Origin of the sequence: Pseudomonas cucumis (genome assembly GCF_030687935.1) — a bacterium.
Taxonomy (GTDB): Bacteria; Pseudomonadota; Gammaproteobacteria; order Pseudomonadales; family Pseudomonadaceae; genus Aquipseudomonas; species Aquipseudomonas cucumis.
Genome location: NZ_CP117454.1, coordinates 5,231,729 through 5,258,505 on the forward strand (window position 1 = coordinate 5,231,729; position 26,777 = coordinate 5,258,505).

The 26,777-nt window shown below is 58.6% G+C and carries 24 protein-coding genes and 1 pseudogene; 19 read left to right on the forward strand and 6 right to left on the reverse strand.

All coding sequences use genetic code 11. The annotated features are described in order from the left end of the window. The first annotated feature begins 328 nt into the window (after window positions 1–328). The 10 genes from PSH97_RS23705 to PSH97_RS23750 all read left to right on the forward strand — a co-directional run bounded on the left by PSH97_RS23705 (window position 329) and on the right by PSH97_RS23750 (window position 13,430). Complete coding sequence (locus PSH97_RS23705) at window positions 329–1,729, forward strand: polynucleotide adenylyltransferase PcnB (RefSeq protein WP_008068509.1); 1,401 nt, start codon at window positions 329–331, stop codon at window positions 1,727–1,729. Between the two features lie 3 nt (window positions 1,730–1,732). After that, window positions 1,733–2,218, forward strand: coding sequence for a 2-amino-4-hydroxy-6-hydroxymethyldihydropteridine diphosphokinase (gene folK, locus PSH97_RS23710; protein WP_305446919.1), 486 nt, complete (start codon window positions 1,733–1,735; stop codon window positions 2,216–2,218). Between the two features lie 376 nt (window positions 2,219–2,594). Beyond that, window positions 2,595–3,395: a 3-methyl-2-oxobutanoate hydroxymethyltransferase gene (gene panB / locus PSH97_RS23715; protein WP_123361272.1), complete on the forward strand. Its 801-nt coding sequence runs from the start codon at window positions 2,595–2,597 to the stop codon at window positions 3,393–3,395. Continuing rightward, window positions 3,392–4,252: a pantoate--beta-alanine ligase gene (gene panC / locus PSH97_RS23720; RefSeq protein WP_305446920.1), complete on the forward strand. Its 861-nt coding sequence runs from the start codon at window positions 3,392–3,394 to the stop codon at window positions 4,250–4,252. The genes panB and panC overlap by 4 nt, the downstream gene beginning before the upstream one ends. A 194-nt stretch (window positions 4,253–4,446) precedes the next feature. Beyond that, complete coding sequence (gene panD, locus PSH97_RS23725; RefSeq protein WP_003228271.1) at window positions 4,447–4,827, forward strand: aspartate 1-decarboxylase; 381 nt, start codon at window positions 4,447–4,449, stop codon at window positions 4,825–4,827. A gap of 229 nt (window positions 4,828–5,056) precedes the next feature. Further along, entirely contained in the window at window positions 5,057–6,721 is a 1,665-nt protein-coding gene (pgi, locus tag PSH97_RS23730) for a glucose-6-phosphate isomerase (protein WP_305446921.1), read from the forward strand. A 229-nt stretch (window positions 6,722–6,950) separates the two neighbouring features. After that, the gene (gene acs, locus PSH97_RS23735; protein ID WP_305446922.1) at window positions 6,951–8,888 is read left to right on the forward strand and encodes an acetate--CoA ligase; all 1,938 of its coding nucleotides are present in this window, start codon (window positions 6,951–6,953) and stop codon (window positions 8,886–8,888) included. A 177-nt stretch (window positions 8,889–9,065) separates the two neighbouring features. Further along, window positions 9,066–10,082 carry a class I SAM-dependent rRNA methyltransferase gene (locus tag PSH97_RS23740; RefSeq protein ID WP_305446923.1) on the forward strand — a complete coding sequence of 339 codons (1,017 nt, stop codon included), beginning with the start codon at window positions 9,066–9,068 and terminating at the stop codon, window positions 10,080–10,082. 61 nt (window positions 10,083–10,143) lie between these two features. Continuing rightward, on the forward strand, window positions 10,144–13,134 hold the full coding sequence (locus PSH97_RS23745) for a DUF748 domain-containing protein (RefSeq protein ID WP_305446924.1): 2,991 nt from the start codon (window positions 10,144–10,146) through the stop codon (window positions 13,132–13,134). After that, on the forward strand, window positions 13,134–13,430 hold the full coding sequence (locus tag PSH97_RS23750; RefSeq protein ID WP_305449860.1) for a DUF2845 domain-containing protein: 297 nt from the start codon (window positions 13,134–13,136) through the stop codon (window positions 13,428–13,430). The genes PSH97_RS23745 and PSH97_RS23750 overlap by 1 nt, the downstream gene beginning before the upstream one ends. A 179-nt stretch (window positions 13,431–13,609) precedes the next feature. Here the strand turns inward: PSH97_RS23750 and PSH97_RS23755 are convergent, their stop codons facing one another. Together PSH97_RS23755 and PSH97_RS23760 are read right to left on the reverse strand one after the other, a co-directional pair. After that, on the reverse strand, window positions 13,610–13,972 hold the full coding sequence (locus tag PSH97_RS23755; RefSeq protein WP_305446925.1) for a BON domain-containing protein: 363 nt from the start codon (window positions 13,970–13,972) through the stop codon (window positions 13,610–13,612). A gap of 316 nt (window positions 13,973–14,288) precedes the next feature. Beyond that, on the reverse strand, window positions 14,289–14,711 hold the full coding sequence (locus PSH97_RS23760; protein ID WP_305446926.1) for a pilin: 423 nt from the start codon (window positions 14,709–14,711) through the stop codon (window positions 14,289–14,291). Window positions 14,712–14,937: 226 nt separating this feature from the next. Between PSH97_RS23760 and pilB the strand changes: the two genes are divergently transcribed. From pilB to yacG, 5 genes are read left to right on the forward strand one after another with little or no spacing between them, the layout of a single operon-like run. Further along, window positions 14,938–16,638 (forward strand): type IV-A pilus assembly ATPase PilB, encoded by a 1,701-nt coding sequence (gene pilB / locus PSH97_RS23765; protein ID WP_305446927.1) that lies wholly within the window; start codon window positions 14,938–14,940, stop codon window positions 16,636–16,638. 2 nt (window positions 16,639–16,640) lie between these two features. Further along, on the forward strand, window positions 16,641–17,858 hold the full coding sequence (locus PSH97_RS23770) for a type II secretion system F family protein (protein ID WP_305446928.1): 1,218 nt from the start codon (window positions 16,641–16,643) through the stop codon (window positions 17,856–17,858). Window position 17,859: 1 nt separating this feature from the next. Continuing rightward, on the forward strand, window positions 17,860–18,732 hold the full coding sequence (locus tag PSH97_RS23775) for a prepilin peptidase (RefSeq protein WP_305446929.1): 873 nt from the start codon (window positions 17,860–17,862) through the stop codon (window positions 18,730–18,732). Next, on the forward strand, window positions 18,729–19,352 hold the full coding sequence (coaE, locus tag PSH97_RS23780) for a dephospho-CoA kinase (RefSeq protein WP_305446930.1): 624 nt from the start codon (window positions 18,729–18,731) through the stop codon (window positions 19,350–19,352). The genes PSH97_RS23775 and coaE overlap by 4 nt, the downstream gene beginning before the upstream one ends. Next, window positions 19,349–19,549: a DNA gyrase inhibitor YacG gene (gene yacG, locus PSH97_RS23785; RefSeq protein WP_077750267.1), complete on the forward strand. Its 201-nt coding sequence runs from the start codon at window positions 19,349–19,351 to the stop codon at window positions 19,547–19,549. The genes coaE and yacG overlap by 4 nt, the downstream gene beginning before the upstream one ends. A gap of 9 nt (window positions 19,550–19,558) precedes the next feature. Here yacG and PSH97_RS23790 read toward each other — a convergent pair whose 3' ends face one another. Beyond that, window positions 19,559–19,774 (reverse strand): hypothetical protein, encoded by a 216-nt coding sequence (locus PSH97_RS23790; protein ID WP_007938959.1) that lies wholly within the window; start codon window positions 19,772–19,774, stop codon window positions 19,559–19,561. A 63-nt stretch (window positions 19,775–19,837) separates the two neighbouring features. Further along, complete coding sequence (locus tag PSH97_RS23795; RefSeq protein ID WP_305446931.1) at window positions 19,838–20,527, reverse strand: energy-coupling factor ABC transporter permease; 690 nt, start codon at window positions 20,525–20,527, stop codon at window positions 19,838–19,840. A 246-nt stretch (window positions 20,528–20,773) separates the two neighbouring features. Between PSH97_RS23795 and PSH97_RS23800 the strand changes: the two genes are divergently transcribed. The 4 genes from PSH97_RS23800 (at window position 20,774) to dctM (ending at window position 25,312) form a co-directional block, all read left to right on the forward strand. Beyond that, entirely contained in the window at window positions 20,774–22,228 is a 1,455-nt protein-coding gene (locus PSH97_RS23800; RefSeq protein ID WP_305446932.1) for a TrkH family potassium uptake protein, read from the forward strand. Window positions 22,229–22,332: 104 nt separating this feature from the next. Beyond that, complete coding sequence (gene dctP / locus PSH97_RS23805; protein ID WP_305446933.1) at window positions 22,333–23,328, forward strand: C4-dicarboxylate TRAP substrate-binding protein DctP; 996 nt, start codon at window positions 22,333–22,335, stop codon at window positions 23,326–23,328. A gap of 71 nt (window positions 23,329–23,399) precedes the next feature. Continuing rightward, window positions 23,400–24,032: a TRAP transporter small permease gene (locus PSH97_RS23810; protein WP_305446934.1), complete on the forward strand. Its 633-nt coding sequence runs from the start codon at window positions 23,400–23,402 to the stop codon at window positions 24,030–24,032. Continuing rightward, on the forward strand, window positions 24,029–25,312 hold the full coding sequence (dctM, locus tag PSH97_RS23815; RefSeq protein WP_305446935.1) for a C4-dicarboxylate TRAP transporter large permease protein DctM: 1,284 nt from the start codon (window positions 24,029–24,031) through the stop codon (window positions 25,310–25,312). Before PSH97_RS23810 ends, dctM begins: the two co-directional genes overlap by 4 nt. Here the strand turns inward: dctM and PSH97_RS28480 are convergent. Continuing rightward, window positions 25,307–25,462 (reverse strand): annotated as a pseudogene (locus PSH97_RS28480) (LysR family transcriptional regulator); the annotation flags it as partial. The gene dctM and the pseudogene PSH97_RS28480 sit on opposite strands and share 6 nt — an antisense overlap. A 5-nt stretch (window positions 25,463–25,467) precedes the next feature. Beyond that, window positions 25,468–26,736: an OprD family porin gene (locus PSH97_RS23820; RefSeq protein ID WP_305446936.1), complete on the reverse strand. Its 1,269-nt coding sequence runs from the start codon at window positions 26,734–26,736 to the stop codon at window positions 25,468–25,470. Window positions 26,737–26,777: the final 41 nt, after the last annotated feature.

Here is a 26,777-nt window from a genome sequence, read left to right on the forward strand (position 1 = left end):
TGGATCGAACGATCACAGCAACACAGCGACCAAAGCAATCCGTTTGCTCTTGGCTCCCGATTGGGAGGGTCATGAAGGAACACTTCATGACGAGGGCGCTCAACAAAAACAAGAAGCCCGAAACCAATAATAAAAATAGAGCATGCAACTACTTCTTGGGGAGCTTCGGCTCCCCTTGTGGTTTCTGGCGTTTGGGCACGCCACGCGACATCCCCTTCCACACGCTTGCGCAGCTTCCTACACCATCCCCCGACTAAATGCTAGAATCCCGGCCCATCATGCGGTCATTCTTCGTTATGGCCGAACATTCCTTCAAACAGTGCATCCCATGCTGAAGAAGTTGTTCCAGTCATTCCGTTCTCCCAAGCGTCATACGCAACACATTCGCAGTACGCCTGAAGTGCTCAACAGCGGCCAACATTCGCTGCAAAAGGCGCAATTCAGCCGTTACGCGGTGAATATCGTCGAACGCCTGCAGAACGCCGGTTACCAGGCTTACCTGGTCGGCGGCTGTGTGCGTGACATGCTGCTCGGCATTACGCCGAAAGATTTCGACGTTGCCACCAGTGCCACGCCTGAACAGGTACGTGCCGAATTCCGCAACGCGCGGATTATCGGTCGGCGTTTTAAACTGGTGCATATCCACTTTGGCCGCGAAATCATTGAAGTCGCGACCTTCCGTGCCAATCACCCGCAAAACGACGAGGACGAAGACAGCAACCAATCGTCGCGTAACGAAAGCGGGCGCATTCTGCGTGACAACGTCTATGGCACCCTGGAAGAAGACGCGCAACGCCGCGACTTCACCATCAACGCCTTGTATTACGATCCGGTCAGCGAGCGCATTCTCGACTACGCCAACGGCGTACACGACATCCGCAATCATCTTATCCGCCTGATCGGCGATCCGAAGCAACGCTACCAGGAAGACCCAGTGCGTATGCTGCGGGCCGTGCGTTTCGCCGCCAAACTGAATTTCGGCATCGAAAAACACAGCGCCACGCCCATCCGCGAACTGGCGCCGTTGCTGCGCGAGATCCCGTCGGCTCGTCTGTTCGAAGAAGTGCTCAAGTTGTTCCTCTCCGGCTATGCCGCGGACACCTTCGAAATGCTGGTCGACCTGCAGTTGTTCGATCCGCTGTTCCCGGCCAGTGCGGCAGCGTTGGAATACAACCCGACCTACACCCACACGCTGATCAGCGAAGCACTGATCAACACGGACCTGCGGATCAAGCAGAACAAACCGGTCACCCCGGCGTTCCTGTTCGCCGCCCTGCTCTGGCCTGCCCTGCCGGCCCGTGTATTGCGTCTGCAAGAACGCGGCATGCCGCCGATTCCGGCGATGCAGGAAGCCGCTCACGAGTTGATCGCCGAACAGTGCCAGCGCATCGCCATTCCGAAACGCTTCACCATGCCGATCCGCGAGATCTGGGACATGCAGGAGCGTCTGCCACGGCGTAGCGGCAAACGCGCCGACCTGTTGCTGGACAACCCGCGGTTCCGCGCCGGTTACGACTTCCTGCTGCTGCGTGAAAGCGCTGGTGAGCAGACCGATGGCCTGGGCGAATGGTGGACCGACTATCAGGACGCCAACGACAGCGAACGCCGGGACATGATCCGCGACCTCAGTGGCAAGGACGACGGCACCGGTGCTCCACGCAAACGTCGCCGCAGTGGCGGCGCCAAGCGCAAGCGCGCTGCCGGCGCACCGAGCGCTACAGGCGAATAAGCCATGGAACGCATCTACATCGGCATGGGCAGCAATCTGGCTGACCCCGCCGAACAATTACGCAACGCTGTCGCAGCGCTGGCGCAATTGCCGCAAACCGAACTGGTCGGGGTTTCCGGGTTTTATCAAAGCGACTCGCTGCTGCCCGGCCAACCGCGTTACACCAATGCGGTCGCCGCCCTCGACAGCAGCCTCGCGCCGCTGAACCTGCTTGATGCGCTGCAAGCCATCGAGAATGGCCAAGGCCGCGAGCGCCTTGAACGCTGGGGCCCGCGCACGCTGGATCTGGACATCGTGCTGTTCGGCGATCGACTGATCGACGAACCTCGCCTCAAAGTCCCCCACTATCACCTTCAGGAACGGGCCTTTGTGCTCTATCCGCTGGCCGAGCTGGCGCCGGCGGATTTGCGCCTGGTCGATGGCCGCACCCTCACAGAATTACTCGCCGCCTGCCCATTCGTCGGGTTGGAACGCCTCTCCCCGAATTGACAAAAAATCCCTGTGGGAGCGGGCTTGCCCGCGATGGCGGACTATCAGTCAACATTGATGTTGAATGTACAGTCGCTATCGCCGGCAAGCCCGCTCCCACAATGGTTTCTGTCGTATCAAGATTTGCAGCAGCAAAAATCTGCTGAATCGCATCAGTAACGCCGGTAACACCCCACGCGTAACAATGCGGTAACACACGCAATTGACTTCCCTGGTTCTCCTCACGACTATAGGCGTCCCGCTGCCGCCAACGCGGCGCCAAAGGGCGCAATCCAGGCCTTACAAGCACCACGAAAGAAGGTGCGCCTGTATAAATGACGAATCACGCGCGTTACTCGCAGTAGTTTCCATAGCGCCTGTAATGAGGATTTTTTTCATGCCAGCCATCACCCTGACCACGCTCCAGAGCCTCAAGCAGAAAGGTGAAAAGATCACCATGCTGACCTGCTATGACGCGACCTTCGCCCATGCCTGCAATGAGGCCGGGGTTGAAGTGCTGCTGGTGGGCGACTCCCTCGGCATGGTCTTGCAAGGTCACGACAGCACTCTGCCGGTGACCACCGCTGAAATGGCCTACCACGTGGCAGCCGTCAAACGCGGCAACGCCGATGCCTTGATCCTCGCCGACCTGCCCTTCATGGCCTACGCCACCATTGAACAAACCATGACCAACAGCGCCCTGTTGATGCAGGCCGGTGCGCACATGGTCAAGGTTGAAGGGGCATTGTGGCTTGCGGACTCGATCCGTCTGCTGGCCGAACGTGGCATCCCGGTGTGCGCGCACATGGGGCTGACGCCGCAATCGGTCAACATCCTCGGCGGCTATAAAGTCCAGGGCCGCAACGAGAACCAGGCGCGGCAAATGCGGGCCGACGCCATCTCCCTGGAACAGGCCGGCGCGGCCATGCTGCTGCTCGAATGCGTGCCCAGCGAACTGGCCGAAGAAATCACCCAGGCGGTAAAGATCCCGGTGATTGGCATCGGTGCCGGCAGCGGCACCGACGGCCAGGTACTGGTCCTGCACGACATGCTTGGCCTGTCCATCACCGGCCGCGTGCCCAAATTCGTGAAGAACTTCATGACTGGCCAAACCAGCATTCAAGCCGCCTTGAGCGCTTACGTCACTGAAGTCAAAGCGGCGACTTTCCCTGGCATCGAACACGGATTCTCTGCATGAACACCGTAAAAACCGTACGCGAACTGCGGGCCGCCGTGGCCCGTGCCCGTAGCGAAGGCAAACGCATCGGCTTCGTGCCGACCATGGGCAACCTGCACAGCGGGCATATCGCGCTGATTACCAAAGCCACCCAACGGGTTGATTTCGTGGTCGCGAGCATTTTCGTCAATCCGCTGCAGTTCGGCGCCGGCGAAGACCTCGACAAGTACCCGCGGACCCTGGCCGCCGATCAGGAGAAACTGCTCCAGGCCGGTTGCCATCTGCTGTTCGCACCGACCGTCGAAGAAATGTACCCCGACGGCATGGCCGGGCTAACCCGCGTCAGCGTTCCGCAACTGTCCGAAGGCCTGTGCGGCGCCAGCCGTCCGGGGCATTTCGAAGGGGTGGCGACCGTAGTCAGCAAGCTGTTCAACATGGTCCAGCCAGACCTGGCGATCTTCGGCCAGAAAGACTTCCAGCAACTGGCGGTGATTCGCGCCCTGGTGCATGACCTGAACATGCCGATCCAGATCATCGGCGAACCCACCGTGCGTGCCGCCGACGGTCTGGCGCTGTCGTCGCGCAATGGTTTCCTCAGCGAAGAACAGCGGGCCGTCGCGCCAGTCGTCTATCGCACCCTGACCCATATTGCCGATGCAATTAAACAGGGTGAGCGGGATTACCCGACGTTGATCAACGAGCGGATCAAACAGCTTGAAGCCGCTGGCCTGCGTGCGGATTATCTGGAAATTCGCCATGCGCTGACCTTGCGTCCGGCGACGGCGGAAGATCGGGATCTGGTGATTCTGGTAGCGGCGTTCCTGGGCACGACGCGGTTGATCGACAACCTGCATCTGAACCTCGACGCCCCCGCATAAACACCACCAAACCCTGTGGGAGCGGGCTTGCCCGCGATAGCGATTTAGCAGTCGACAGAGACGTTGACTGTTAGTACGCCATCGCGGGCAAGTCCGCTCCCACATTGGCCCTGTGTCAATTTCCACATCGTATTGCCGCCCTTCATGCCTTCGGGCAAACTGCCCGCCGTTCGATTCCGACCTGGGAAACACTCATGCACGCCATCATGCTAAAGGCCAAGCTGCATCGCGCCGAAGTCACCCATGCTGTACTCGATTACGAAGGCTCTTGCGCCATCGACGGCGAATGGCTGGACCTGTCTGGCATTCGTGAGTACGAACAGATCCAGATCTACAACGTCGACAACGGCGAACGCTTCACCACCTACGCGATTCGTGGCGAAGAAGGTTCGCGCATGATTTCGGTCAACGGTGCTGCGGCGCACAAGGCCAAGGTCGGCGATCGCGTGATCATCTGCGCTTACGCCCATTACAGTGAAGCCGAACTGCTCAACTTCAAACCGCGCATGCTCTACATGGCACCGGGTAACGAGCTGAGCCACACCAGCAATGCCATTCCGGTTCAGGTCGCCTGATCGAGCCACTCCCCTGTCAGCCTTCCGTTTGTCGGACCGCTCCTGCTTAAATGTTAAAAAAGTACCGGGAGCAGGTCAGACAAAGTCAAGACAGATTGCAGCGCGAGGTTTACTGTATTCGCCCTGCGCCATGAAATCGTGTCGACGCAGTTGACCGGACGCCCACCCACAGCGCTCCGGGATTTTTAGTGTTCAAAAGGCCGTTCAAGTAAAAAGGAAAACCGCAGCGATGGCGTACTACCGCACTCCCCACGACGTTACCGCTCTGCCCGCCTGGCAAGCGTTGAATGACCACCGCCAAGCCATGCAGGATTTCAGCATGCGCGAAGCCTTTAATGCCGATCCGCAGCGTTTTACTCAATTCACCCTCAGCAGCTGCGGCCTGTTTCTCGATTACTCGAAAAACCTGATCAACGCCCAGACCCGCAATCTGCTGGTGGGCCTGGCCAACGAAGTCGACCTCAAAGGCGCGATCAAAGCGCTGTTCGATGGCGAAATCGTCAACTCTTCCGAAGGCCGCCCCGCGCTGCACACCGCACTGCGCCGCCCGGTGGGCGACAAACTTTCGGTCAACGGCGTCAACGTGATGCCTGACGTGCACAAGGTTCTGAACCAGATCACCGACCTCGTGGGCCGCATCCACGACGGTTTGTGGCGCGGTTACACCGAGAAGCCGATCACTGACGTGGTCAACATCGGCATCGGTGGCTCTTTCCTCGGCCCTGAACTGGTGTCCGAAGCGCTGCTGTCCTACGCACAGAAAGGCGTGCGCTGCCATTACCTGGCGAACATCGATGGCAGTGAATTCCACGAACTGACCATGAAGCTGCGCGCCGAGACCACGCTGTTCATCGTCTCGTCGAAATCCTTCAATACCCTCGAAACCCTGAAAAATGCCCAGGCCGCACGCGCCTGGTACCTGGCTCAGGGTGGTTCGGAAGCCGAGCTGTACCGTCACTTCATCGCCGTTTCCAGCAACAATGCGGCAGCAGTGGCGTTCGGTATTCGCGAAGAAAACATCTTCCCGATGTGGGACTGGGTCGGCGGCCGTTACTCGCTGTGGTCGGCTATCGGTCTGCCGATTGCACTGGCCATCGGCATGTCGAACTTCAAGGAACTGCTGTCCGGTGCCTACACCATGGACCAGCACTTCCAGAGCGCGCCATTCGAACAGAACATGCCGGTGCTGCTGGCGTTGCTCGGCGTCTGGTACGGCAACTTCTGGGGCGCGCAGAGCCACGCGATCCTGCCGTACGACCACTACCTGCGCAACATCACCAAACACCTGCAACAGCTGGACATGGAATCCAACGGCAAGAGCGTGCGCCAGGACGGTACGCCAGTGTCCACCGATACCGGCCCGGTGATCTGGGGCGGCGTCGGCTGCAACGGTCAGCACGCTTACCACCAGTTGCTGCACCAGGGCACCCAGCTGATTCCGGCCGACTTTATCGTGCCGATCGTCAGCTTCAACCCGGTGTCCGACCACCACCAGTGGCTGTACGCCAACTGCCTGTCGCAAAGCCAGGCACTGATGCTGGGCAAGACTCGCGCCGAGGCCGAGGCCGAGCTGCGTGACAAGGGCATGAGCGAGGATGAAGTGCAGAAGCTGGCGGCACACAAGGTGATCCCGGGCAACCGTCCAAGCAACACCCTGGTGGTCGAACGCATCAGTCCGCGTCGTCTTGGCGCACTGGTGGCGCTGTACGAACACAAAGTCTTCGTACAAAGCGTGGTCTGGGGCATCAACGCCTTCGACCAGTGGGGCGTAGAGCTGGGTAAAGAGTTGGGCAAAGGCGTCTACAACCGCCTGGTCGGCAGCGAAGAAACCCCGGCTGACGATGCCTCCACCCAAGGCCTGATCAACTACTTCCGCGGTCGTCACCGCGGTTGATTTGACGCCACCCGGTTGCCCTTGTGGGAGCGAGCCTGCTCGCGATAGCGGTCTGACATTCAAATGATGTTGAATGTTTTGACGCCATCGCGAGCAGGCTCGCTCCCACTTTGGTTTATGGCGGTCACAAAATTTTGCGGCCGGCACCTTCTACACCGGCATCTGACTTGAACCCTTTCCCCACTCGGCGCATCTTTATTACTTGTCGTTACAAGAATAAGGAACCGTCATGTTCGATATCAGCACGTTCCCCAAAGCCGATGCCGTCCGCCGGGCCGCACAGTTAAGTCAAGACGACTACCAACGCCTGTATCGCCAATCCATCGAGCACCCCAGCACCTTCTGGGCCGAACAGGCCACACGCTTTCTTGATTGGAGCGCACCGTGGAAAACCGTCCAGCGTTACGACCTGAAAACCGGTGAGGCGAGCTGGTTCGCCGGCGGGAAGTTAAACGTCAGTTACAACTGCATCGACCGTCACCTGGAAAAACGCGGCGATCAAACCGCGATCATCTGGGAAGGCGATGACCCCGCCGAATCCGCCCAGATCACCTACAAGAAACTCCATCACAACGTCTGCCGACTGGCCAATGTGCTCAAAAGCCGTGGCGTGAAGAAAGGCGACCGCGTGTGCATCTACATGCCGATGATCCCCGAATCCGCCTACGCCATGCTCGCCTGCGCGCGGATCGGCGCGATTCATTCGGTGGTGTTCGGCGGCTTCTCCCCGGACTCGCTGCGTGACCGGATCCTCGACGCCGATTGCCGCACCGTGATCACTGCCGACGAAGGCGTGCGCGGCGGCAAGTTCGTGCCACTCAAACAGAACGTCGACACGGCGCTGCAAAGCTGCCCCAACGTGAATACCGTGATCGTGGTCGAACGTACCCAAGGCCAGATTAACTGGGTCGACGATCGGGACATCTGGTACCACCAGGCGTTGCGCGACGTCAGCGACGATTGCCCGCCAGAGCCGATGGATGCCGAAGACCCGCTGTTCATCCTCTACACCTCCGGCAGCACCGGCAAACCCAAAGGCGTGCTGCACACCACCGGCGGCTATCTGCTGCAAGCGGCCATGACCTTCAAGTACGTGCTCGACTATCGCGACGGTGAAGTCTTCTGGTGCACCGCCGATGTCGGCTGGGTCACCGGCCACAGCTACATCGTCTACGGGCCGCTGGCCAACGGGGCGACCACGCTGATCTTCGAAGGTGTGCCGAGCTACCCCAGCACCTCGCGCTTCTGGCAGGTGATCGACAAGCACCATGTGAACATCTTCTACACCGCTCCGACCGCGTTGCGTGCGCTGATGCGTGAAGGCCCCGAGCCGCTGAAGGAAACGTCCCGCGAGAGTCTGCGGTTACTCGGCACCGTCGGTGAGCCCATCAACCCGGAAGCCTGGGAGTGGTATTTCAATACGGTCGGCGAGCAACGCTGCCCGATTGTCGATACCTGGTGGCAAACCGAAACCGGCGGCATCATGCTCAGCCCGCTGGTCAGCACTCAACGGATCAAACCCGGCTGCGCCACACAACCGATGTTCGGCGTGCAACCGGTATTGCTCGACGAACACGGCAAGGAAATCAAAGGCGCCGGCAGCGGCATACTGGCCATCAAGTCCAGCTGGCCGGCGCAGATCCGCAGCGTCTACGGCGATCCGAAACGGATGATCGAAACCTACTTCAAACCCTACCCCGGCTATTACTTCACCGGTGATGGTGCACGTCGCGACGAGGACGGCGACTACTGGATCACCGGGCGCATCGATGACGTGATCAACGTCTCCGGGCACCGCATCGGCACGGCCGAAGTGGAAAGCGCGCTGGTGCTGCACGACAGCATCGCCGAGGCTGCCGTAGTCGGTTATCCCCATGACGTCAAAGGCCAGGGCATCTATGCCTTCGTCACGCCCATGAACGGCACCGAAGCCAATGACGAACTGAAGAACCAATTGCTGGCGCATGTCAGCAAGGAAATCGGCAGCTTCGCCAAACCGGATTTGATCCAATGGGCCCCGGCCCTGCCGAAAACCCGTTCGGGCAAGATCATGCGACGAATTCTGCGCAAGATCGCCTGTAACGAACTGGATAGCCTGGGCGACACCTCGACCCTCGCCGACCCGAGCGTGGTGCAGGGTTTGATCGACAAACGCCTGAACTCGTAAATCGTTCGCGCAATGATCGTTCCCACGCTCTGCGTGGGAATGAAGCCAGGGGACGCTCCGCGTCCCAGAAGCAGACGCAGAGCGTCCGGTGAGGCATTCCCACGCAGAGCGTGGGAACGATCAGTCCATAGCTGTTAAACTCCCGCGCCCCCAATTCCCTCCTGCAAGGCGCCCAGCATGTCTCCCTTGAATCAGGCGCTGCGCGCCGCCCTCGATCGTCGTCAGGACCTGCTTGCCGAGTTGCATCAGCAAGGTACCGATTGCTATCGCCTGTTCCACGGCAGCCAGGAAGGCGCCGGCGGCTTGACCATCGACCGCTACGGTCCGCAACTGTTGGTGCAGAGTTTTCATCAGGCACTGGAACGTGACGCCCTGCTGCAACTGCACGAGATCGTCAATCAACAACTGGGCCTCGACACCTTGCTGGTCTACAACGACCGTTCCCGTGGCAACTCGCGTATCGACCGCGAAGACACCGTCTACCGCGCCGACGAAGCCGCCCTGCAAGATTTGATCGGCCACGAATGGGGACTGAACTACCGGGTTCGCGGGCGCCACGCTGGCCAGGATCCGTTGCTGTTTCTCGACCTGCGCAACGCTCGCGGCTGGGTCAAGGCGCACAGCAAAAACAAAAGTGTACTGAACCTGTTTGCCTATACCTGTGGCGTCGGCCTCAGCGCCGCAGCAGGTGGTGCGAGCGAGGTGTGTAACCTGGACTTTGCCGAAGGCAATCTGGCGGTCGGTCGTGAGAACGGTCTGCTCAACCCGCAATTGCCGACCATGGAATTCATCCAGTCCGATTATTTCCCGGCGATTCGTCAATTGGCCGGCCTGCCGATCAGCCAGCGTCGCGGCCAGAAACTGCCGAGCTATCAACGTCTGGACCCGCGTCAGTACGATCTGGTACTGCTCGATCCACCGGCCTGGGCCAAGAGTGCCTTTGGCACGGTCGACCTGTTGCGCGACTACCAGAGCCTGCTCAAACCGGCGCTGCTGACCACCGCCGACGATGGCGTGCTGATCTGCTGCAACAACCTGGCGAAGGTCAGCATGGACGATTGGCGCGAACAGGTTTTGCGCTGCGCAGAGAAGGCCGGGCGACCGGTGCGTGAGTGGACAGCGCTGACACCGGGCAGCGATTTCCCGTCGATGGACCTGCAGCCGCCGCTGAAAACGCTGATCCTGCAGCTCTGAAATTTCACGCCGATAATCAGATAAATCCTATAAAGCGTGGTTGCTTCGGAACCGCAAACGCATGCCATACTCCAAGGCACTCCGATTCCGACAGATGAAGCCGCACATGCCCAAAGGATTGATTCGCGCTATCGGCGCCTTGTTGACTGCCCTGGCTCTTTATAGCCTGTTGGGATTTCTGATTTTGCCGGGCATCGCGTTGCGAATCGCCAACCAACAATTGGCCAACTACGCCACGACGCCCGCCACGATTTCGCGGATCGAACTCAACCCGTTCAGCCTTGAAGTCACCCTTTGGGGCTTGGTCATCGGCGAGCCGGGCAAGGAACAGGTGGGCTTCGAACGGCTGTACGCCAACCTGCAGATCGATAGCCTCTGGACCAAGGCGCTGCACTTGTCCGATATCGAACTGGACAAACCCAAGACCGAAATCCTCTTCAGCAAGGACGGCAAGCTCAACCTGCTCGGCCTGTTCAAAATCCCCGCCAGCGAACCGACCCCGGCCGATCCGGACGCCAAACCATTCCCGCTGCGTGTGGAGCGGATCAAACTGGCCAGCGGCTCCGTCCATTTCGAGGATGCACGGCCCAGCGAACCCATCGAATTCCTCTACGACAAACTCGACTTCGAACTGAAAAACCTCAGCACCTTGCCCGAAGACAGCGCCGACATGACGTTGGTGGCCGTCGGCCCGGCAGGTGGTCAGATCGACTGGACCGGTAACTTCAGCCTGATCCCGATCGCCTCCGAAGGTAAGCTGAAAATCACCGATGGCAAGATGAAATCCTTTTGGCCTTATGTGCGCGATGCTGTCCCACTCGCACTCGAAGATGGCGTCGTCAGCCTCAGCACCGACTACAAACTCAACCTGGCCAAGGAAACCGAACTGCTGCTGAGCAACGTTGCCGTCAGCGTCGCGCCTTTCGCCATCAAGACTGCGGACGGCCGACCGCTGGCCAAGCTCGAGCGGCTGGACATCAGCGAAACCACCGTAGACCTGGCCAAGCAGCAAGTGGTGGTCGGCAAGATTCGCAGCCAGAAACTGGAAACCTGGGCCGCCCTCGAAGCCGACGGGCAACTCGACTGGCAAAAACTGTTCGCCAGTCAGCCGTCCAAAGCGGCCGCCAAGGCCAATGCCGAGCCGACCAGCGCACCAGCGGCTGCCGATTCGCCGAAGCCTGAACCGACCGCACCGAGCAAGCCTTGGCAGGTGCTGCTCAAAGATGTGCAACTGCGCGATTATCAGGTGCACCTGGCCGACCGCAAGGCACAACCGGCGGTGGCGCTGGAGCTGGGCCCACTGAACCTGGACCTGCAAAATTTCGACAGCCTCAATGGCTCACCTTTCAACCTCAAGCTCGACACCGGCGTGGGCAAGCAAGGCAAGATCCTGGCGGACGGCGTGGTCAATCTGGCCCCGATCAGCGCCAAACTGAACGTGCAGACCAAGGACATCGACCTGCGCGTCGCCCAGTCCTACATCAACCCGTTCATTCGTCTCGAACTGCGCAGCGGCATGCTGGGCAGTGATCTGGCGGTCGACCTGAAAAGCACCGAGCCGCTGGCGTTCAACATCACCGGTCGCGCCCAGGTCGATCAACTGCATACCCTTGACACCCTGAAAACCCGCGACTTCCTCAAGTGGCAACAGTTGGTGCTCGAAGGTCTGAATTATCAACATGGCGACAGCCTGTCGATCGACAAGGTCAACCTGTTCCAGCCCTATGCACGCTTCATGATCAACGATGATCGCACCACCAACATCGATGACTTGCTGATCCCGCAACCGGCCGACTCCGGCGCCACAACCACCGCTGCGGCCAAACCGGCAGCCGGGAAAGAAAAACCGCTGGGCATCCACATTGGCGGCATTGCCATCAATGACGGTTCGGCCAACTTCGCCGACTTCAGCCTGACCCCGAACTTCGCCACAGCGGTCCAACAACTCAACGGGAAGATCGGCACCATCGACAGCCGCCAGGCAAAACCGGCCAGCGTCGACGTCAAAGGCAAGGTCGACCGCTATGCGCCGGTGACCATCAAGGGTTCGGTCAACCCGTTCGACCCGATGGCCAGCCTGGACATCGCCACCAGTTTCAAACGGGTGGAACTGACCACGCTGACGCCCTACTCCGGCAAGTTCGCCGGTTACCGTATCCGCAAGGGCCGGCTCAATCTCGACCTGCATTACAAGATCACCAACGGCCAGCTCCTGGCCGAAAACAAAGTGGTGGTCGAGCAGCTGCAACTGGGTGAAAAGGTCGACAGTCCAGACGCCGTGAGCCTGCCGCTGAAACTGGCGATTGCCTTGCTCAAGGATGTCGACGGCAAGATTTCCATCGAACTGCCAGTGAGCGGCGACCTGAACAATCCGCAGTTCAGTGTCATGCCTATTATCTGGCAGACCCTGCGCAACCTGATCGTGAAAGCCGCCGCAGCGCCATTCAAAATGATTGGCGGTCTGGTCAGCGGCGGTGGTTCGGAAGACTTGGGCACCGTGGCATTTGCACCGGGCTCAAGCGACCTGAGCAAAGACGCCGAAGCGGCGCTGGTCAAGCTGTCCCAAGCGCTCAAGGAACGTCCGGCCCTGCGCCTGGAAATCGAAGGCACCGCCGCCAAGAGCAGCGATGGCCCGCTGATTGCCGAGCAACGCCTGGAGCGGGAATACCAGTACAACTACTACAAAATGCTCCAGCGCCGCGGTGACAAGGTGCCGGCCCAGGCCTCATTGCTGGAAGTGCCGGACAGCGAGAAAGGCCCGCTGCTCGAAGGGATCTACCGCACGCGCCTGAAGACCCAGCCGCCCGCCGAATGGAAGGACCTGGGCAAGGAAGAACGCAGCAAAAAAATGCGTGAAGGCGTGATTGGCTTCTGGAGTTCCAGCGAGGTGCTGTTGCGTCAACTGGGTCAAGAACGGGCCAGCAGCATCAAGGATTATCTGGTGGACAAGGGTCAGTTGGCCGATGACCGCGTGTACTTCATCGACGCCAGCCTCGGTGAGGCAGAAAGCGATGGCCGGGTTATTACCCCCATGCATCTGGATGCCGAATGATGGGCGCACGCGGGCTTCTGAGCCTGGCTCTGTTGCTGGTTGCCGGCCAAGCTGCGGCGGCCGACACCTTGCGCTGTGGCAGTCAATTGATCAGCGTTGGGGACAGGGCCGGCGAAGTACTGCAGAAATGCGGAGAGCCGGTCGCCCGCGACTTGTTGGGCTACAAGCGTAGCGCGAATCGGCGGGAGGAGTTTCAGGTCGAGGAATGGACCTACGGGCCCAACAGCGGGATGTACCAGTACCTGCGCTTTGAAGGAAACCGGTTGGTTCGAATCACCAGCAAGCGCGGCAACTGAACAATCAAAAGATCTTTCTTCTGATCTTTGTTCCCCAAAATAGAACAGGCCCCGACACAAATGCCGGGGCCTGTAATGGCCACATCCTTGTGGCCTTCGCATGAACGCTCAAGTAGCGGCAGACGTATGACTCGGCCCGCCTACCGCACCTTCTCCCGGTCCAGGCGAGAAGCCTTGTTTTACTCGGATTTCAGGCCGTCAGCGGACACCGCTTTGACGCCTTTGATTTTCTTGGCGATAGCCACGGCGGTTGTTTTCTGAGCGTCTGTCAGAACGGTCATGGAGGACAGGGAAACAACGCCTTTGTTGGTTTCGACTTTGATGTCAGTGCCAGGGATGCCTTTTTCGGTTACCAGGTCTGCTTTGACTTTGGTTGTGATCCAGGTATCGGAAACATCCTCTTTCGCTTCAGTAACTTCACCGGCGGCCAGCATCATCGGTGCCTGAGTCGCTTGGGTGGTCTGTGCGAATGCAGCGTTGGCCATGGTCAGGGTCAACGCGGTAGCAGTAGCGGCAGCGATAGCGATAGCGAACTTCTTCATACGAGTAACTCCTGTATTTCTGGAAAGTCTGCTGCGTGTCTTGTCAGCAGGGTTACAGGAGATAGTGCGAACGCTGTGCCAACAGTCACATAAAAAATAAAAGCTTTAAAATCAATATGTTAAACATAATGGCAATTTCCGAAATCATGCAAATTGCATGACTGCGAAATTATCTACATGCAACATGCGGGTTTTAACGCAGGCCTAAAGCCATGAATTGTCGGGGATTTTCTTGATTATTGAATTGACCTACAAATGACGAGCAAAAAAATGCCCCGCGTCGTGAAAGGCGGGGCATTGGCAGAATGACGATAGATCAGCCAGCAGCGGCAGCGCCAGTGCAGCCTTTAGGCGCGTATTCCTGTTCAGCTGTGGTGGCGCATGTCCAGCCACCGGTAAGGGTGCGTGTAAGCGTAATGGTTTTGCTGAGCACCGGCCCTGGAGCATTGAGAATAACGCAACCAATAGTACCCGCACCGTCAGCGGCGGTACCCGATGCCGTAATCGTGCAATTACCGGTGGTCGCCGTACCGCCGATCAGTGCGAGGGTGGGGTTAGTGCCCTGGTTGATAATGTCTTCGAAAGGCACCTTCAATGCCGAAATTTCTGCAAGAGCAGCGGTAACCTTCGCTCGCGCTTGATATTTCGAATACTGCGGCAACGCAAACGTCGCCAGAATCCCGATGATCGCCACCACGATCAGCAGCTCGATCAGAGTAAAACCTTTTTGATTTTTCATAGACAGGCTCCATGCATGAGTCGAAATCTCATGATCTGAACAAGGCACAGCACAGGTCATGCCAAGCCGCGCGCGCCCCTGTCTGCTAGGCACGAGATCGCGGCAAAGACCTTTCCTACTCCAAGGATCCGCACTATCTGACACTTTTTGTCACCTCACCCCGGCTGGTTTGGTTCCACTGCTTGACTAGGCTATAAGTCATTAACTGTCTGCGTCCGGTATCCCAATGAATGACATTGCCCTTAGCGGTCTGGCCAAGCAATTGGTACTGGCCGAGCTGATCACTGATCAAAGTGCGCAACAGGCGTATCAACAAGCCCAACGCAATCGCATTTCGCTGGTCAGCTATCTGGTGCAAAACAAACTGCTGAAAAGCTTACAGGTCGCCGAGGTGGCCTCGGAGCATTTCGGCATGGCCCTGCTGGACCTCAACTGCCTGGACAAAGACACTCAACCCCGAGGGCTGGTCAGTGAGAAACTGATCCGCCAGCACCACGCCCTGCCCCTCTGGCGGCGTGGTAACAAGCTGTTCGTGGGGATTTCCGACCCGACCAATCACCAAGCCATCAATGACATCCAGTTCAGCACCGGGCTGAGCACCGAAGCCATTCTGGTGGAGGAAGACAAGCTCAGCGACGCCATCGAAAAATTCTTCGACAACCACTCCACCGGTCTGGAAGACATGGCCGATGTCGATCTCGACGGGCTGGACATTGAGTCGGTCGATGACCAGAAACAGGATTCAATCGTAGGGCAAGATGCCGATGATGCCCCCGTGGTGCGCTTCGTCCACAAGATGCTGCTCGACGCGATCAAGAGCGGTTCTTCCGACCTGCATTTCGAACCCTATGAAAAAATCTACCGCGTGCGCATGCGCACCGATGGCATGCTGCGGGAGGTCGCCAGGCCGCCGACACAACTGGCCAACCGCATTGCTTCCCGGCTGAAGGTCATGGCCAGTCTCGACATTTCCGAGCGGCGCAAACCCCAGGACGGGCGAATCAAGATGCGCCTGTCCAAAAGCAAGTCCATCGACTTCCGGGTCAACACACTGCCCACCTTGTGGGGCGAGAAAGTGGTGATCCGGATCCTCGACCCCTCCAGTGCCCATATGGGCATCGATGCCCTCGGCTACGAACCCGATCAGAAAGACCTGTACATGGCCGCCCTCAAGCAGCCACAGGGGATGATCCTGGTGACTGGTCCCACCGGCTCAGGCAAGACCGTGTCGCTCTATACCGGGCTGAACATTCTCAACACCGTCGACATCAATATTTCCACTGCCGAAGACCCGGTAGAAATCAACATGGAAGGCATCAACCAGGTCAACGTGAACCCGAGGCAGGGACTGGATTTCGCCCAGGCGCTACGCTCGTTTCTGCGTCAGGACCCGGACGTGATCATGGTCGGTGAAATCCGCGACCTCGAAACCGCTGAAATCGCCATCAAGGCTGCCCAGACCGGGCACATGGTGCTTTCCACCCTGCACACCAACAGCGCCGCGCAAACCCTGACCCGCCTGCACAACATGGGGATTCAGGGGTTCAACATCGCGACCTCTGTCAGCCTGATCATCGCCCAGCGCCTGGCGCGAAAACTGTGCAGTCATTGCAAAAAGCCTATCGAGATTCCCCGCGAGGCACTGCTCAAAGAAGGCTTTCCCGAGGAACGCATCGGCTCGTTCACGATCTATGAACCGGTCGGTTGCGATCAGTGCAACAGCGGTTACAAAGGGCGAGTAGGGATTTATGAAGTGGTAAAGAACACCCCAGACCTGCAACGGCTGATCATGGCCGAAGGCAATTCACTGGAAATCGACATCCAGATGCGTAAGGACGGCTTCAACGACCTGCGTACTTCGGGCCTGCTCAAGGCCATGCAAGGCATCACCAGCCTTGAAGAAATCAATCGGGTCACGAAGGACTGAACATGGCGGTCAAAGCAGCGAAAATCAGCGTGTATGCCTGGGAAGGCACAGACAAGAAAGGCACAAAAATGACCGGCGAGTTGACCGGCCAGAATCCCGCGCTGATCAAGGCCCAGTTACGCAAGCAAGGGATCAACCCGGGCAAGGTGCGGAAAAAAACCGCGTCCATTTTCAGTGCCGGAAAACGCATCAAGCCCCTGGACATTGCCCTGTTTACCCGGCAGATGGCGACCATGATGAAAGCCGGCGTACCGCTGCTGCAATCGTTCGACATTATCGGCGAGGGCTTCGATAACCCGAACATGCGCAAGCTGGTGGACGAGGTGAAACAGGAAGTCGCGGCCGGTAACAGCTTCGCCGCGGCCCTGCGCAAAAAGCCCCAGTATTTCGATGAGCTGTACTGCAACCTGGTGGATGCCGGCGAGCAGGCTGGCGCCCTGGATACCCTGCTGGAACGGGTGGCGACCTATAAGGAAAAGAGCGAAAGCCTCAAGGCCAAGATCAAGAAAGCCATGACTTACCCGCTGGCGGTGGTGTTCGTCGCGATCATTGTGACCGGGATCCTGCTGGTCAAGGTTGTGCCGCAATTCGAGTCAGTGTTCTCGGGGTTTGGCGCCGAGCTGCCGGCGTTCACCGTGATGGTCATCGGTTTGTCGGAGTTCCTGCAGGCCTGGTGGTGGATGGTGCTCGGCATGCTGGGTGCGCTGGTCTTCGGCGTCCGCCATGCCTTTAAAAAGTCCCCGGGCTTTCGGGACCGGATGGACACCTGGCTGCTGAAACTGCCGTTGGTTGGCGCGCTCATGTACAAGTCCGCCGTGGCCCGTTACGCCCGCACCTTGTCGACGACGTTTGCCGCTGGGGTGCCACTGGTCGAAGCCCTGGAGTCAGTGGCGGGCGCGACTGGCAACATCGTGTTCAAGCGAGCGGTGTTACGCATCAAGCAGGACGTTTCAACTGGCATGCAGCTGAATTTTGCCATGCGCACCTCCGGCATCTTTCCGAACATGGCGATCCAGATGACGGCCATCGGCGAAGAGTCCGGCGCACTGGACGACATGCTCGACAAGGTCGCAAGTTTCTATGAGGACGAAGTGGATAACATGGTCGATAACCTGACCAGTCTGATGGAGCCTTTCATCATGGTGGTGCTGGGGGTTATCGTCGGCGGCCTCGTGGTTGCGATGTACCTGCCCATCTTCCAACTTGGCTCAGCGATCTGATATGTCCTTGAACGAATTTCTGAGTCTCAACCCGCTGGCCTTCACGATCACCGCATTGGTGATCGGTTTGCTGATCGGCAGTTTTCTCAACGTGGTGGTCTGGCGCCTGCCGAAAATGCTTGAGCGTGAATGGCGCTTGCAGGCCCATGACGTCCTGGACTTGCCACCCGAAGCCCCCGGCCCGGCTTACAACCTGATACTGCCTCACTCCGAGTGCCCCGACTGTGGCCATCGGATTCGAGCATGGGAAAACATTCCCGTGCTCAGTTATCTGTTTTTACGGGGGCGCTGCTCGAACTGTGCGACGCCGATCAGTAAACGTTACCCGCTGACCGAACTGGCCTGCGGCGTGCTGTCGGCGTTCGTCGCCTGGCATTTCGGCTTCGGTTGGCAGGCCTGCATGGTGCTGGTCCTGAGCTGGGGCCTGCTGGCGATGAGCCTGATCGACGCCGAACACCAGCTGTTGCCGGACGTGCTGGTGCTGCCGTTGATATGGCTGGGGTTGATCGTCAACAGTTTCGGGCTCTTCGTGTCTCTGCATGACGCGCTCTGGGGCGCGGTGGCCGGCTACATGGCGCTGTGGACGGTGTTCTGGCTGTTCAAGTTGATCACCGGCAAGGACGGCATCGGCTACGGCGACTTCAAGCTCTTGGCGATGCTCGGCGCCTGGGGCGGTTGGCAGGTCCTGCCGCTGACCATCCTGCTGTCATCGCTGCTGGGCGCCATCATCGGGGTGATTTTGCTGCGCCTGCGGGACGCAAAAACCTCGACGCCGCTGCCCTTTGGCCCCTATCTGGCCATTGCCGGCTGGATTGCCTTGCTCTGGGGTGGTCAAATAACCGGCTTCTATTGGCAGTTTGTCGGTTTGAAATGAATACCCCTGTGGAAAAACCCTGGATTCTCGGCCTGACCGGCGGCATCGGCAGCGGCAAAAGCGCGGCCGCCCAGCACTTCATCGACCTGGGCGTGCACGTGGTGGACGCCGATCACGCGGCTCGCTGGGTAGTCGAACCCGGTCGCCCGGCACTGGCGAAGATCGCCGAGCACTTTGGCCCCGGCGTGCTGCAAGCCGACGGCCAACTGGATCGCGCGGCGCTGCGCAAGCTGATCTTCGAAGTGCCGGATGAACGCCGCTGGCTCGAAGCACTGCTGCATCCGCTGATCGCCGAGGAGATCGCCCACCATCTGGCCAAGGCACAATCGTCTTACGCGATTCTGGTTTCGCCGCTGCTGATCGAGTCCGGGCAGTACGCCATGACCCAACGGGTCCTGGTGATCGATGCCCCGGAACAGTTACAGATCGAACGCACCCTGCAGCGTGACCAGACCAGCGAACAGCAGGTCCAGGCGATCCTCAAGGCCCAGTCCAGCCGACAGGAACGCGTGAGCCATGCCGACGATGTGGTGGTCAACGACCGCGACCTCGCCTGGCTGCACAGCGAGGTCGAACGCCTGCATCACTTTTACCTTACTTTGCGTGGAGGCCAGTCATGAGCCAAACCCCAACCGTCGATTGCCCAACCTGTGGCGCCCCTGTCGAATGGAGCCCCGAGAACAAGTTCCGGCCATTTTGTTCAGACCGTTGCAAACTGATCGACCTGGGCGCCTGGGCGTCGGAAGAACACAAGATCCCGGTGAGCCCGGATGCCGAAGACGAAATGTTCAGCGAAGACTTCGACCCGCGTCACTGATCCCGACCCTCAGGGCCGCATAAAGCCATAGTCCTGGCCTTCGTCGAGGTTTTCGGCGAGAAACCGCAACTCATCGGCCAGGTCTTCGATATTGCGTACCGCCTTGCTCTGCTGCACCACCGCACTGAGCAAGGCGCGCAGGCTCAATCCCGGATCGAAACCCACCTCTTGCGCCACATCCAGACTCTGACGCAACTCCTGCCGGGCCCACTCGTAGACACTCATTTCAATGCTCCTGAAGGTTTTCCGGAGCATGGATTCGTCAACGATTTTTGGATTTGATGTGGATCAAGATTTGGGATCGTCATCTTTCCAGGGCGCCGAAAGGTAGCGGGTGCGATTGAACGTCTCCAGCCATTCGGGGCAGAACACCACCAATGCGCTGACCACCATGCCGTTGATAAACGCTTCGGGGAAAATCAGCAGCCACAGGTAACCGACAAAATCTTCCAGCCAATACGGCATGGCGAAACGTTCGTCGTACCACAGCAATGTGAGCGCCAGAATCAGGCACAACAGGGCCGACAACGCAGCGGCAAAAAAACCGGAACAGAAGATATACACAAAGGGATTACGCGGCTGCGCGCGCTCGACCAGGATTGCGCAGCACTCAGTGACCAGCACCGGCAGCAGAATCAGCAGCGCGCCGTTTACCCCCATGGCCGCCATGTCCTGCCGCCCGAGCAGCACCAATCCTGCTTGCGCGACCAACCCGCCGACAATCGCCAACGGCCAATCCAGCAGTAACGTCACCGCCGTCATGCCGATGAAGTGATAGGACACGCCCGTATCAAAGTCCCGTCGCACCAGCCAGAGCATGAACAGCGCGAACACCGTGCCGAACAAGAGATGCTGACGGCGGCTATCGCTGAACAGTTCGACCCAGGGCGCTCGACAGACAGCCCAGATCACTACCGGCGCGTAAATCAGCCAGCCAACTGTAAGGCTTTGCGGTGACAGCAGTTCAGCGCCAATCATGGGCAAGCCTTTTCCGGCGCCTGGGCCCGCATAAGCGCAAGACTGAGCAGCAACACTGTTCTATATTTCACGCGTCTCTCCCGTCGTGATAGCTCTCAGTCTATACCGGCGTTTCTGACTGGCCGAATCGCGCGTCTACCCTGGCGAATCGAGAATCCGAGGGATCGAAAAAAGTTACGCAAACTTTACGAGACAAAACGACAAGCCGATCGATACTGCGCGGCGCTAACAAGACAGGCGTTTTTTATGTCCATTGCGGCACTGCGACTTATTGGTTTCATCCTGGGTATTTTTTTGATCACGCTGGCGGTGAGCATGTCGATACCGATGCTCACGCTGGTGATCTATGAACGCAACGATGATATGTCGGCCTTTCTGTGGTCGAGCCTGATCACTGCGGTGTCCGGGCTGCTGTTGATCAACAAGGGACGTCCTGAAGACGCTCAGTTGCGTCCCCGCGATATGTACATGCTGACGACCGCCAGTTGGGTAGTCGTCTGCATGTTCGCCGCATTACCCATGGTTCTGATCCAGCACATCAGCTACACCGACGCGTTTTTTGAAACGATGTCCGGCATCACCACCACCGGATCGACCATCCTGACCGGTCTGGACACTGCCTCGCCCGGATTGCTGATCTGGCGTTCAATGCTGCATTGGCTGGGAGGGATCGGCTTCATCGGCATGGCCGTGGCCATCCTGCCGCTATTGCGGGTCGGGGGTATGCGGCTGTTTCAGACTGAATCATCCGACTGGTCGGAGAAGGTCACACCACGCTCCCACGTCGCCGCCAAATACATTCTGGGCTTGTATATCGGGCTGACCGCTGTTTCCACGCTGGCGCTGTGGATAACAGGGATGACCCCGTTCGAAGCCATCAACCATGCAATGTCGTTGATTTCCACGGGAGGTTTTTCCACCTCCGATTCGTCTCTGGCGCACTGGACTCAACCGGCCATTCATTGGGTGGCCGTGGTTATCATGATTCTGGGTAGCCTGCCTTTTACGCTGTACGTGAGCCTGTTGCGCGGGAATAAACGGGCCTTGTTCAACGATCATCAGGTACGCGGCTTCATTGGCTTTTTGATCATCACCTGGCTGCTGTTCGGCACCTGGTTGTGTTTACACAGCGAGTACAGCTGGTGGGAAGCGTTTCGGATTGTCGCCGTTAACGTGACGTCAGTGGTCACGACGACCGGCGTGGCGTTGGGTGATTACACGCTGTGGGGCAGTTTCTCCGTGTTGCTGTTCTTTTATCTGACCTTTGTCGGCGGCTGCTCCGGTTCCACCGCTGGCGGCCTTAAAATCTTCCGCTTTCAAGTGGCTGGCGCATTGCTCATGGGCAGTCTGAAACAATTGATCCATCCTCGAGCCGTCATCAGTAAAAAATACAACAACCATCCCATTGATGAGGATATCGCCCGTTCGCTCCTGACGTTCTCATTCTTTTTCACCATCACCATCGGGGCGATCGCCATGGGGCTGGCGATCATCGGCCTGGACTGGACCACGGCATTGAGTGGCGCGGCCACTGCCGTCTGCAACGTGGGGCCTGGCCTTGGTTCGATCATTGGCCCGGCAGGTAACTTCTCGACACTGCCCGATGCCGCCAAATGGCTGCTGACCATTGGCATGCTGCTGGGACGGCTGGAGATCCTCACCGTTCTGGTGCTGTTCATCCCGGTTTTCTGGAAATACTAGTTGCAACGACCAATGGTGATTTATTGCCTAGACTCCTCTTGTCCACCGTGCAAACGCGTTTCAGACATGAACGGCACGAGAACTAAAACAAGAGGAACAACTAAATGCTCAAATCATTGTGGAGCGCAGCCGTCTGCACACTCGCCCTGGGTGTGTCGGGCCTGACGCTGGCGGCTGATCCAGTCGTTATCAAGTTTTCTCACGTGGTCGCCGAACAAACGCCTAAAGGCCAAGGCGCCCTGCTGTTCAAGAAACTCGTCGAAGAACGTCTGCCCGGCAAGGTCAAGGTAGAGGTTTATCCAAACTCTTCGCTGTTTGGTGACGGCAAGGAAATGGAGGCGCTGCTGTCGGGCGATGTGCAGATGATTGCGCCGTCGCTGGCCAAGTTCGAGCAATACACACCCAAGCTGCAATTGTTCGATCTGCCGTTCCTGTTCAACGACATCTCGGCAGTTGACCGCTTCCAGCGCAGCCCAGACGGCCAGGGGCTGCTCAAGGCCATGGAAAGCAAAAACATCACCGGTCTGGCCTATTGGCATAACGGCATGAAGCAGTTGTCCGCCAACAAGGCGCTGCGAGAACCGGGCGATGCCCGCGGGTTGAAATTCCGCGTGCAGGCTTCGGCCGTGCTCGAAGAGCAATTCAAGGCGGTACGCGCCAACCCTCGCAAGATGAGCTTCGCCGAGGTGTATCAGGGCTTGCAGACCGGCGTCGTCAATGGCGCGGAAAACCCTTACTCGAACATCTACAGCCAGAAAATGCACGAAGTGCAGAAGTTCATCACTGAGTCCGACCATGGCTTGCTGGACTACATGTTGATCACCAACACCAAGTTCTGGACTGGCCTGCCACCGGATATAAAAACCGAACTGGACAAGATCATCGTCGAGGTCACCACTCAGGTGAACAAGGATGCGGAGAAACTGAACCAGGATGCCAAACAAAGCATCATCAACGCCAAAACCACTGAAATCATCACCCTGACCCCGGAGCAACGTGGCAAGTGGCGCGAAGCAATGAAACCGGTCTGGAAGAAGTTCGAAGGTGATATCGGTGCCGACCTGATCAAGGCCGCCGAAGCTGCCAACCAGGCTCAGTAATCTGCCGGCGGGCGCCACCCGAAAGGGTGGCCCCTGTTTCATCGTCGTCACTCGATCGGGAGATGCCACTCATGAATGCCTTACGGCGAATCTGGGATCACTTCGAAGAAGGTTTTATTGTCTTCCTGCTGGCGGCAATGACGCTGGTCACGTTCGTTTACGTCATCCTTAACAACCTCTATAGCGTTTTCTATAGCCTCGCCGAGCAGTGGCAGAGCGCCAGTGAACCCTTGTTCGCCGTTGGCGACAGCATCATGGGGATGGCCCAGGCCATGACGTGGAGCATATCGCTGACCAAAGCCTTGTTCGCCTGGCTGATCTTTTTCGGCTTGTCCTATGGCGTGCGCACAGCCGGGCATATCGGTGTCGATGCCTTGGTAAAACTGGCCAGCAAACCGGTTCAGCGAATCATTGGCATCATTGCCTGCCTCTGCAGTCTGGCCTATGCGGGCCTGCTCAGCGTCGCCAGTTTCGAATGGATTCAAACGCTGTTCATCGCCGGTATCGGTGCCGAGGACCTCGGTCACTACGGCATCATGCAATGGCACATCGGGCTGATTGTGCCGGTGGGTTTTGCCTTGGTGTTCATCCGCTTTGCCGAGATCCTGGTGCGCATTGTGCAAAACCGTCAAACGGGCCTGGGCCTGGCCGACGAGGCCGCGGAGGTGATGAAACTGACCGAGCATGAGGATGACAAGAAATGACTATTCTCTTCCTCTTTGCGGCCCTGTTCGCGCTGATGTTTATCGGCGTACCGATCGCCATTTCACTTGGCCTGGCCGGTTCGCTGACGATCATCTTTTTCAGCCCTGACTCCGTGCGTTCACTGGCCATCAAGCTGTTCGAGACCTCCGAACACTACACATTGCTGGCCATCCCGTTCTTTTTGCTGGCCGGCGCCTTCATGACCACAGGCGGTGTGGCGCGGCGCTTGATCGACTTTGCCAACGCGTGCGTGGGCCATATTCGCGGCGGCCTGGCCATCGCGGCGGTGCTGGCGTGCATGCTGTTCGCCGCGCTGTCCGGCTCAAGCCCCGCGACGGTAGCCGCCGTGGGCTCCATCGCCATCGCGGGGATGGTCCGCTCCGGTTATCCACAGGCGTTCGGTGCCGGGATTGTGTGCAATGCCGGCACCCTGGGGATTCTTATTCCCCCTTCCATCGTGATGGTGGTGTATGCCGCGGCGACGGAAACCTCGGTCGGCAAGTTGTTCATGGCCGGCGTGGTGCCCGGCCTGCTGCTGGGTACAGCGCTGATGGTGGCCATCTACGTCGTCGCCGTCAGGAAAAACCTGCCCGCCATGCCACGGGCGACCGTTCGTGAATGGTTGAGTGCGGCACGCAAGGCCATTTGGGGCCTGTTGCTGATGGTTATCATCCTGGGCGGCATCTACAGCGGAATGTTCACCCCGACCGAGGCGGCGGCCGTGGCAGCGGTCTACGCGGCATTCGTTGCGCTGTTCGTCTACAAGGACATGTCATTCCGTGAAACGCCGAAGGTGCTGCTCGAATCCGCCAAGCTGAGCATCATGCTGATGTTTATCATCGCCAATGCCATGCTCTTCGCTCATGTACTGACCACCGAGCAATTGCCCCAACAAATCACCGCCTGGGTCATCGGCGCGGGCCTGACACCGGTGACATTCCTGCTCGTGGTGAACATCGTGCTATTGGTGGCAGGGGCGTTCATGGAACCCTCGGCAATCATCCTGATCCTGGCGCCGATCCTGTTCCCGATTGCCACGAAGTTGGGAATCGACCCGATTCATTTGGGGATCATCATGGTGGTGAACCTGGAGATCGGACTGATTACGCCGCCCGTAGGTCTGAACCTGTTCGTCACCTCGGCGGTGACCGGCATGTCGCTGACCGCCACCATCCGAGCAGCAATGCCTTGGCTGATAATCCTGCTCCTGTTCCTGGTATTGATTACCTATGTACCGTGGATTTCTCTGGCTCTGCCGAACTCGCTGGGGATGACGTAAACGAGAGGCCGGCAGCAAGCGCAGTAACGTGCCGTCGCTCAAGGGTCGTGTCGCGGTATAGAACGGAATCAGGCTGATCCCCATGCCGGCCTCCGACGCCTTGACCATTGATTCGGTGACGTTGCACTGAGAGGTCTTGCCCGGGCTGACGAGGCTCATAACAGCTTCCAGGTGTAGCTGAGGATCAGGCGGTTTTCGTCGATATCGCTGCGGTAGTTGGAGCGCGCCATCACATTGCGAACACGGATGCCGAGGCCTTTGAGGCTGCCGCTCTGCAGCACATAGCCGATATCCAGATCGCGCTCGCGGTCCTTGCCTTCAAAGCCCTTGCCGGTGTCGACGTTATTGCCGGTGATGTAGCGCACGGTGCTGGTCAGGCCGGGCATGCCGAGGGCGGCGAAGTCGTAGTCGTAACGGACCTGCCAGGAGCGCTCGTCGGTGTAGGCGAACTCGTAGGTCGGCACTTCGTTGCCCAGTGGCGAGATGTTGGCAAAGACTCGCGGGAAGGCGCTGTCACCGAACATACCCTGATAGCCGACATAAAACGTGTGCCCTCCCCGCTTGGCCGACAGCAACGAGAAGAACGCCTGGTTGTCGATCTTGCCCAGCAACTTTTTGCCGTCTTCACGCGAATCGTAATAGCCGAGATTGGCGCCCAGAATCCAGTCGCCCAACGGCTCGCTGTGCTTGAGACCGAGGAAGCGCTGGTTGTAGATATCTTCCAGTTGCCCGAACCAGACGCTGACCGAGCTGCGTTTGTCATTGAAGGCATAATCGGCGCCGGCATAGTTGAAACCATCGCTGCTGACCTGTCGCTGCGGTACATGACCGAGCATGGCTTGCATCTTTTCGTCGCCAGCCTCGTTGCGCAGGCTGGTGGAATTCAAGTGGCCGCCCTGCAAGGTCAGGCCATCGATCTCATTGGAGCTGATGCTTGCGCCCTGATAACTAGGCGGCAGCAGACGGATATCGCTGAAGGCCAGCACCGGCAGGTTGGGTTGCAACTCCCCCACTTTCAACTCGGTCTTGGAGTAACGCATCTTCAGCGCCCCCTCCAGACGGCTGTAATCATTTGCCGCGCGACCATCATCGTGCACCGGCAGCAAACCGGTATTGACCCGGTCCGGGCTGCTGTCGAGTTTGAGGCCGAGCAGCCCGATAACATCCACACCAAAACCGACCGGGCCCTGGGTATAGCCGGATTTGACGTTGAGGATGAAGCCCTGCGCCCACTCTTCGGCCTTTGACTGTTGATTGGCGCCGACGATGTCCGAGAAGTCCCGACTGAAGTAGTAGTTACGCGCCTGCAAGGTGGCCGTGGTGTCTTCGATGAAGCCGCCCTCGGCAGCCATCACGCCACTGGAAAAAACCAAGACGACCGCCAGGGACAACACTGAACCGGTTGCTGGAAAAATCTGTTTCATCGCTGTTCTCTTATTGTTATTGATCGACAGGTTGTAGTGCT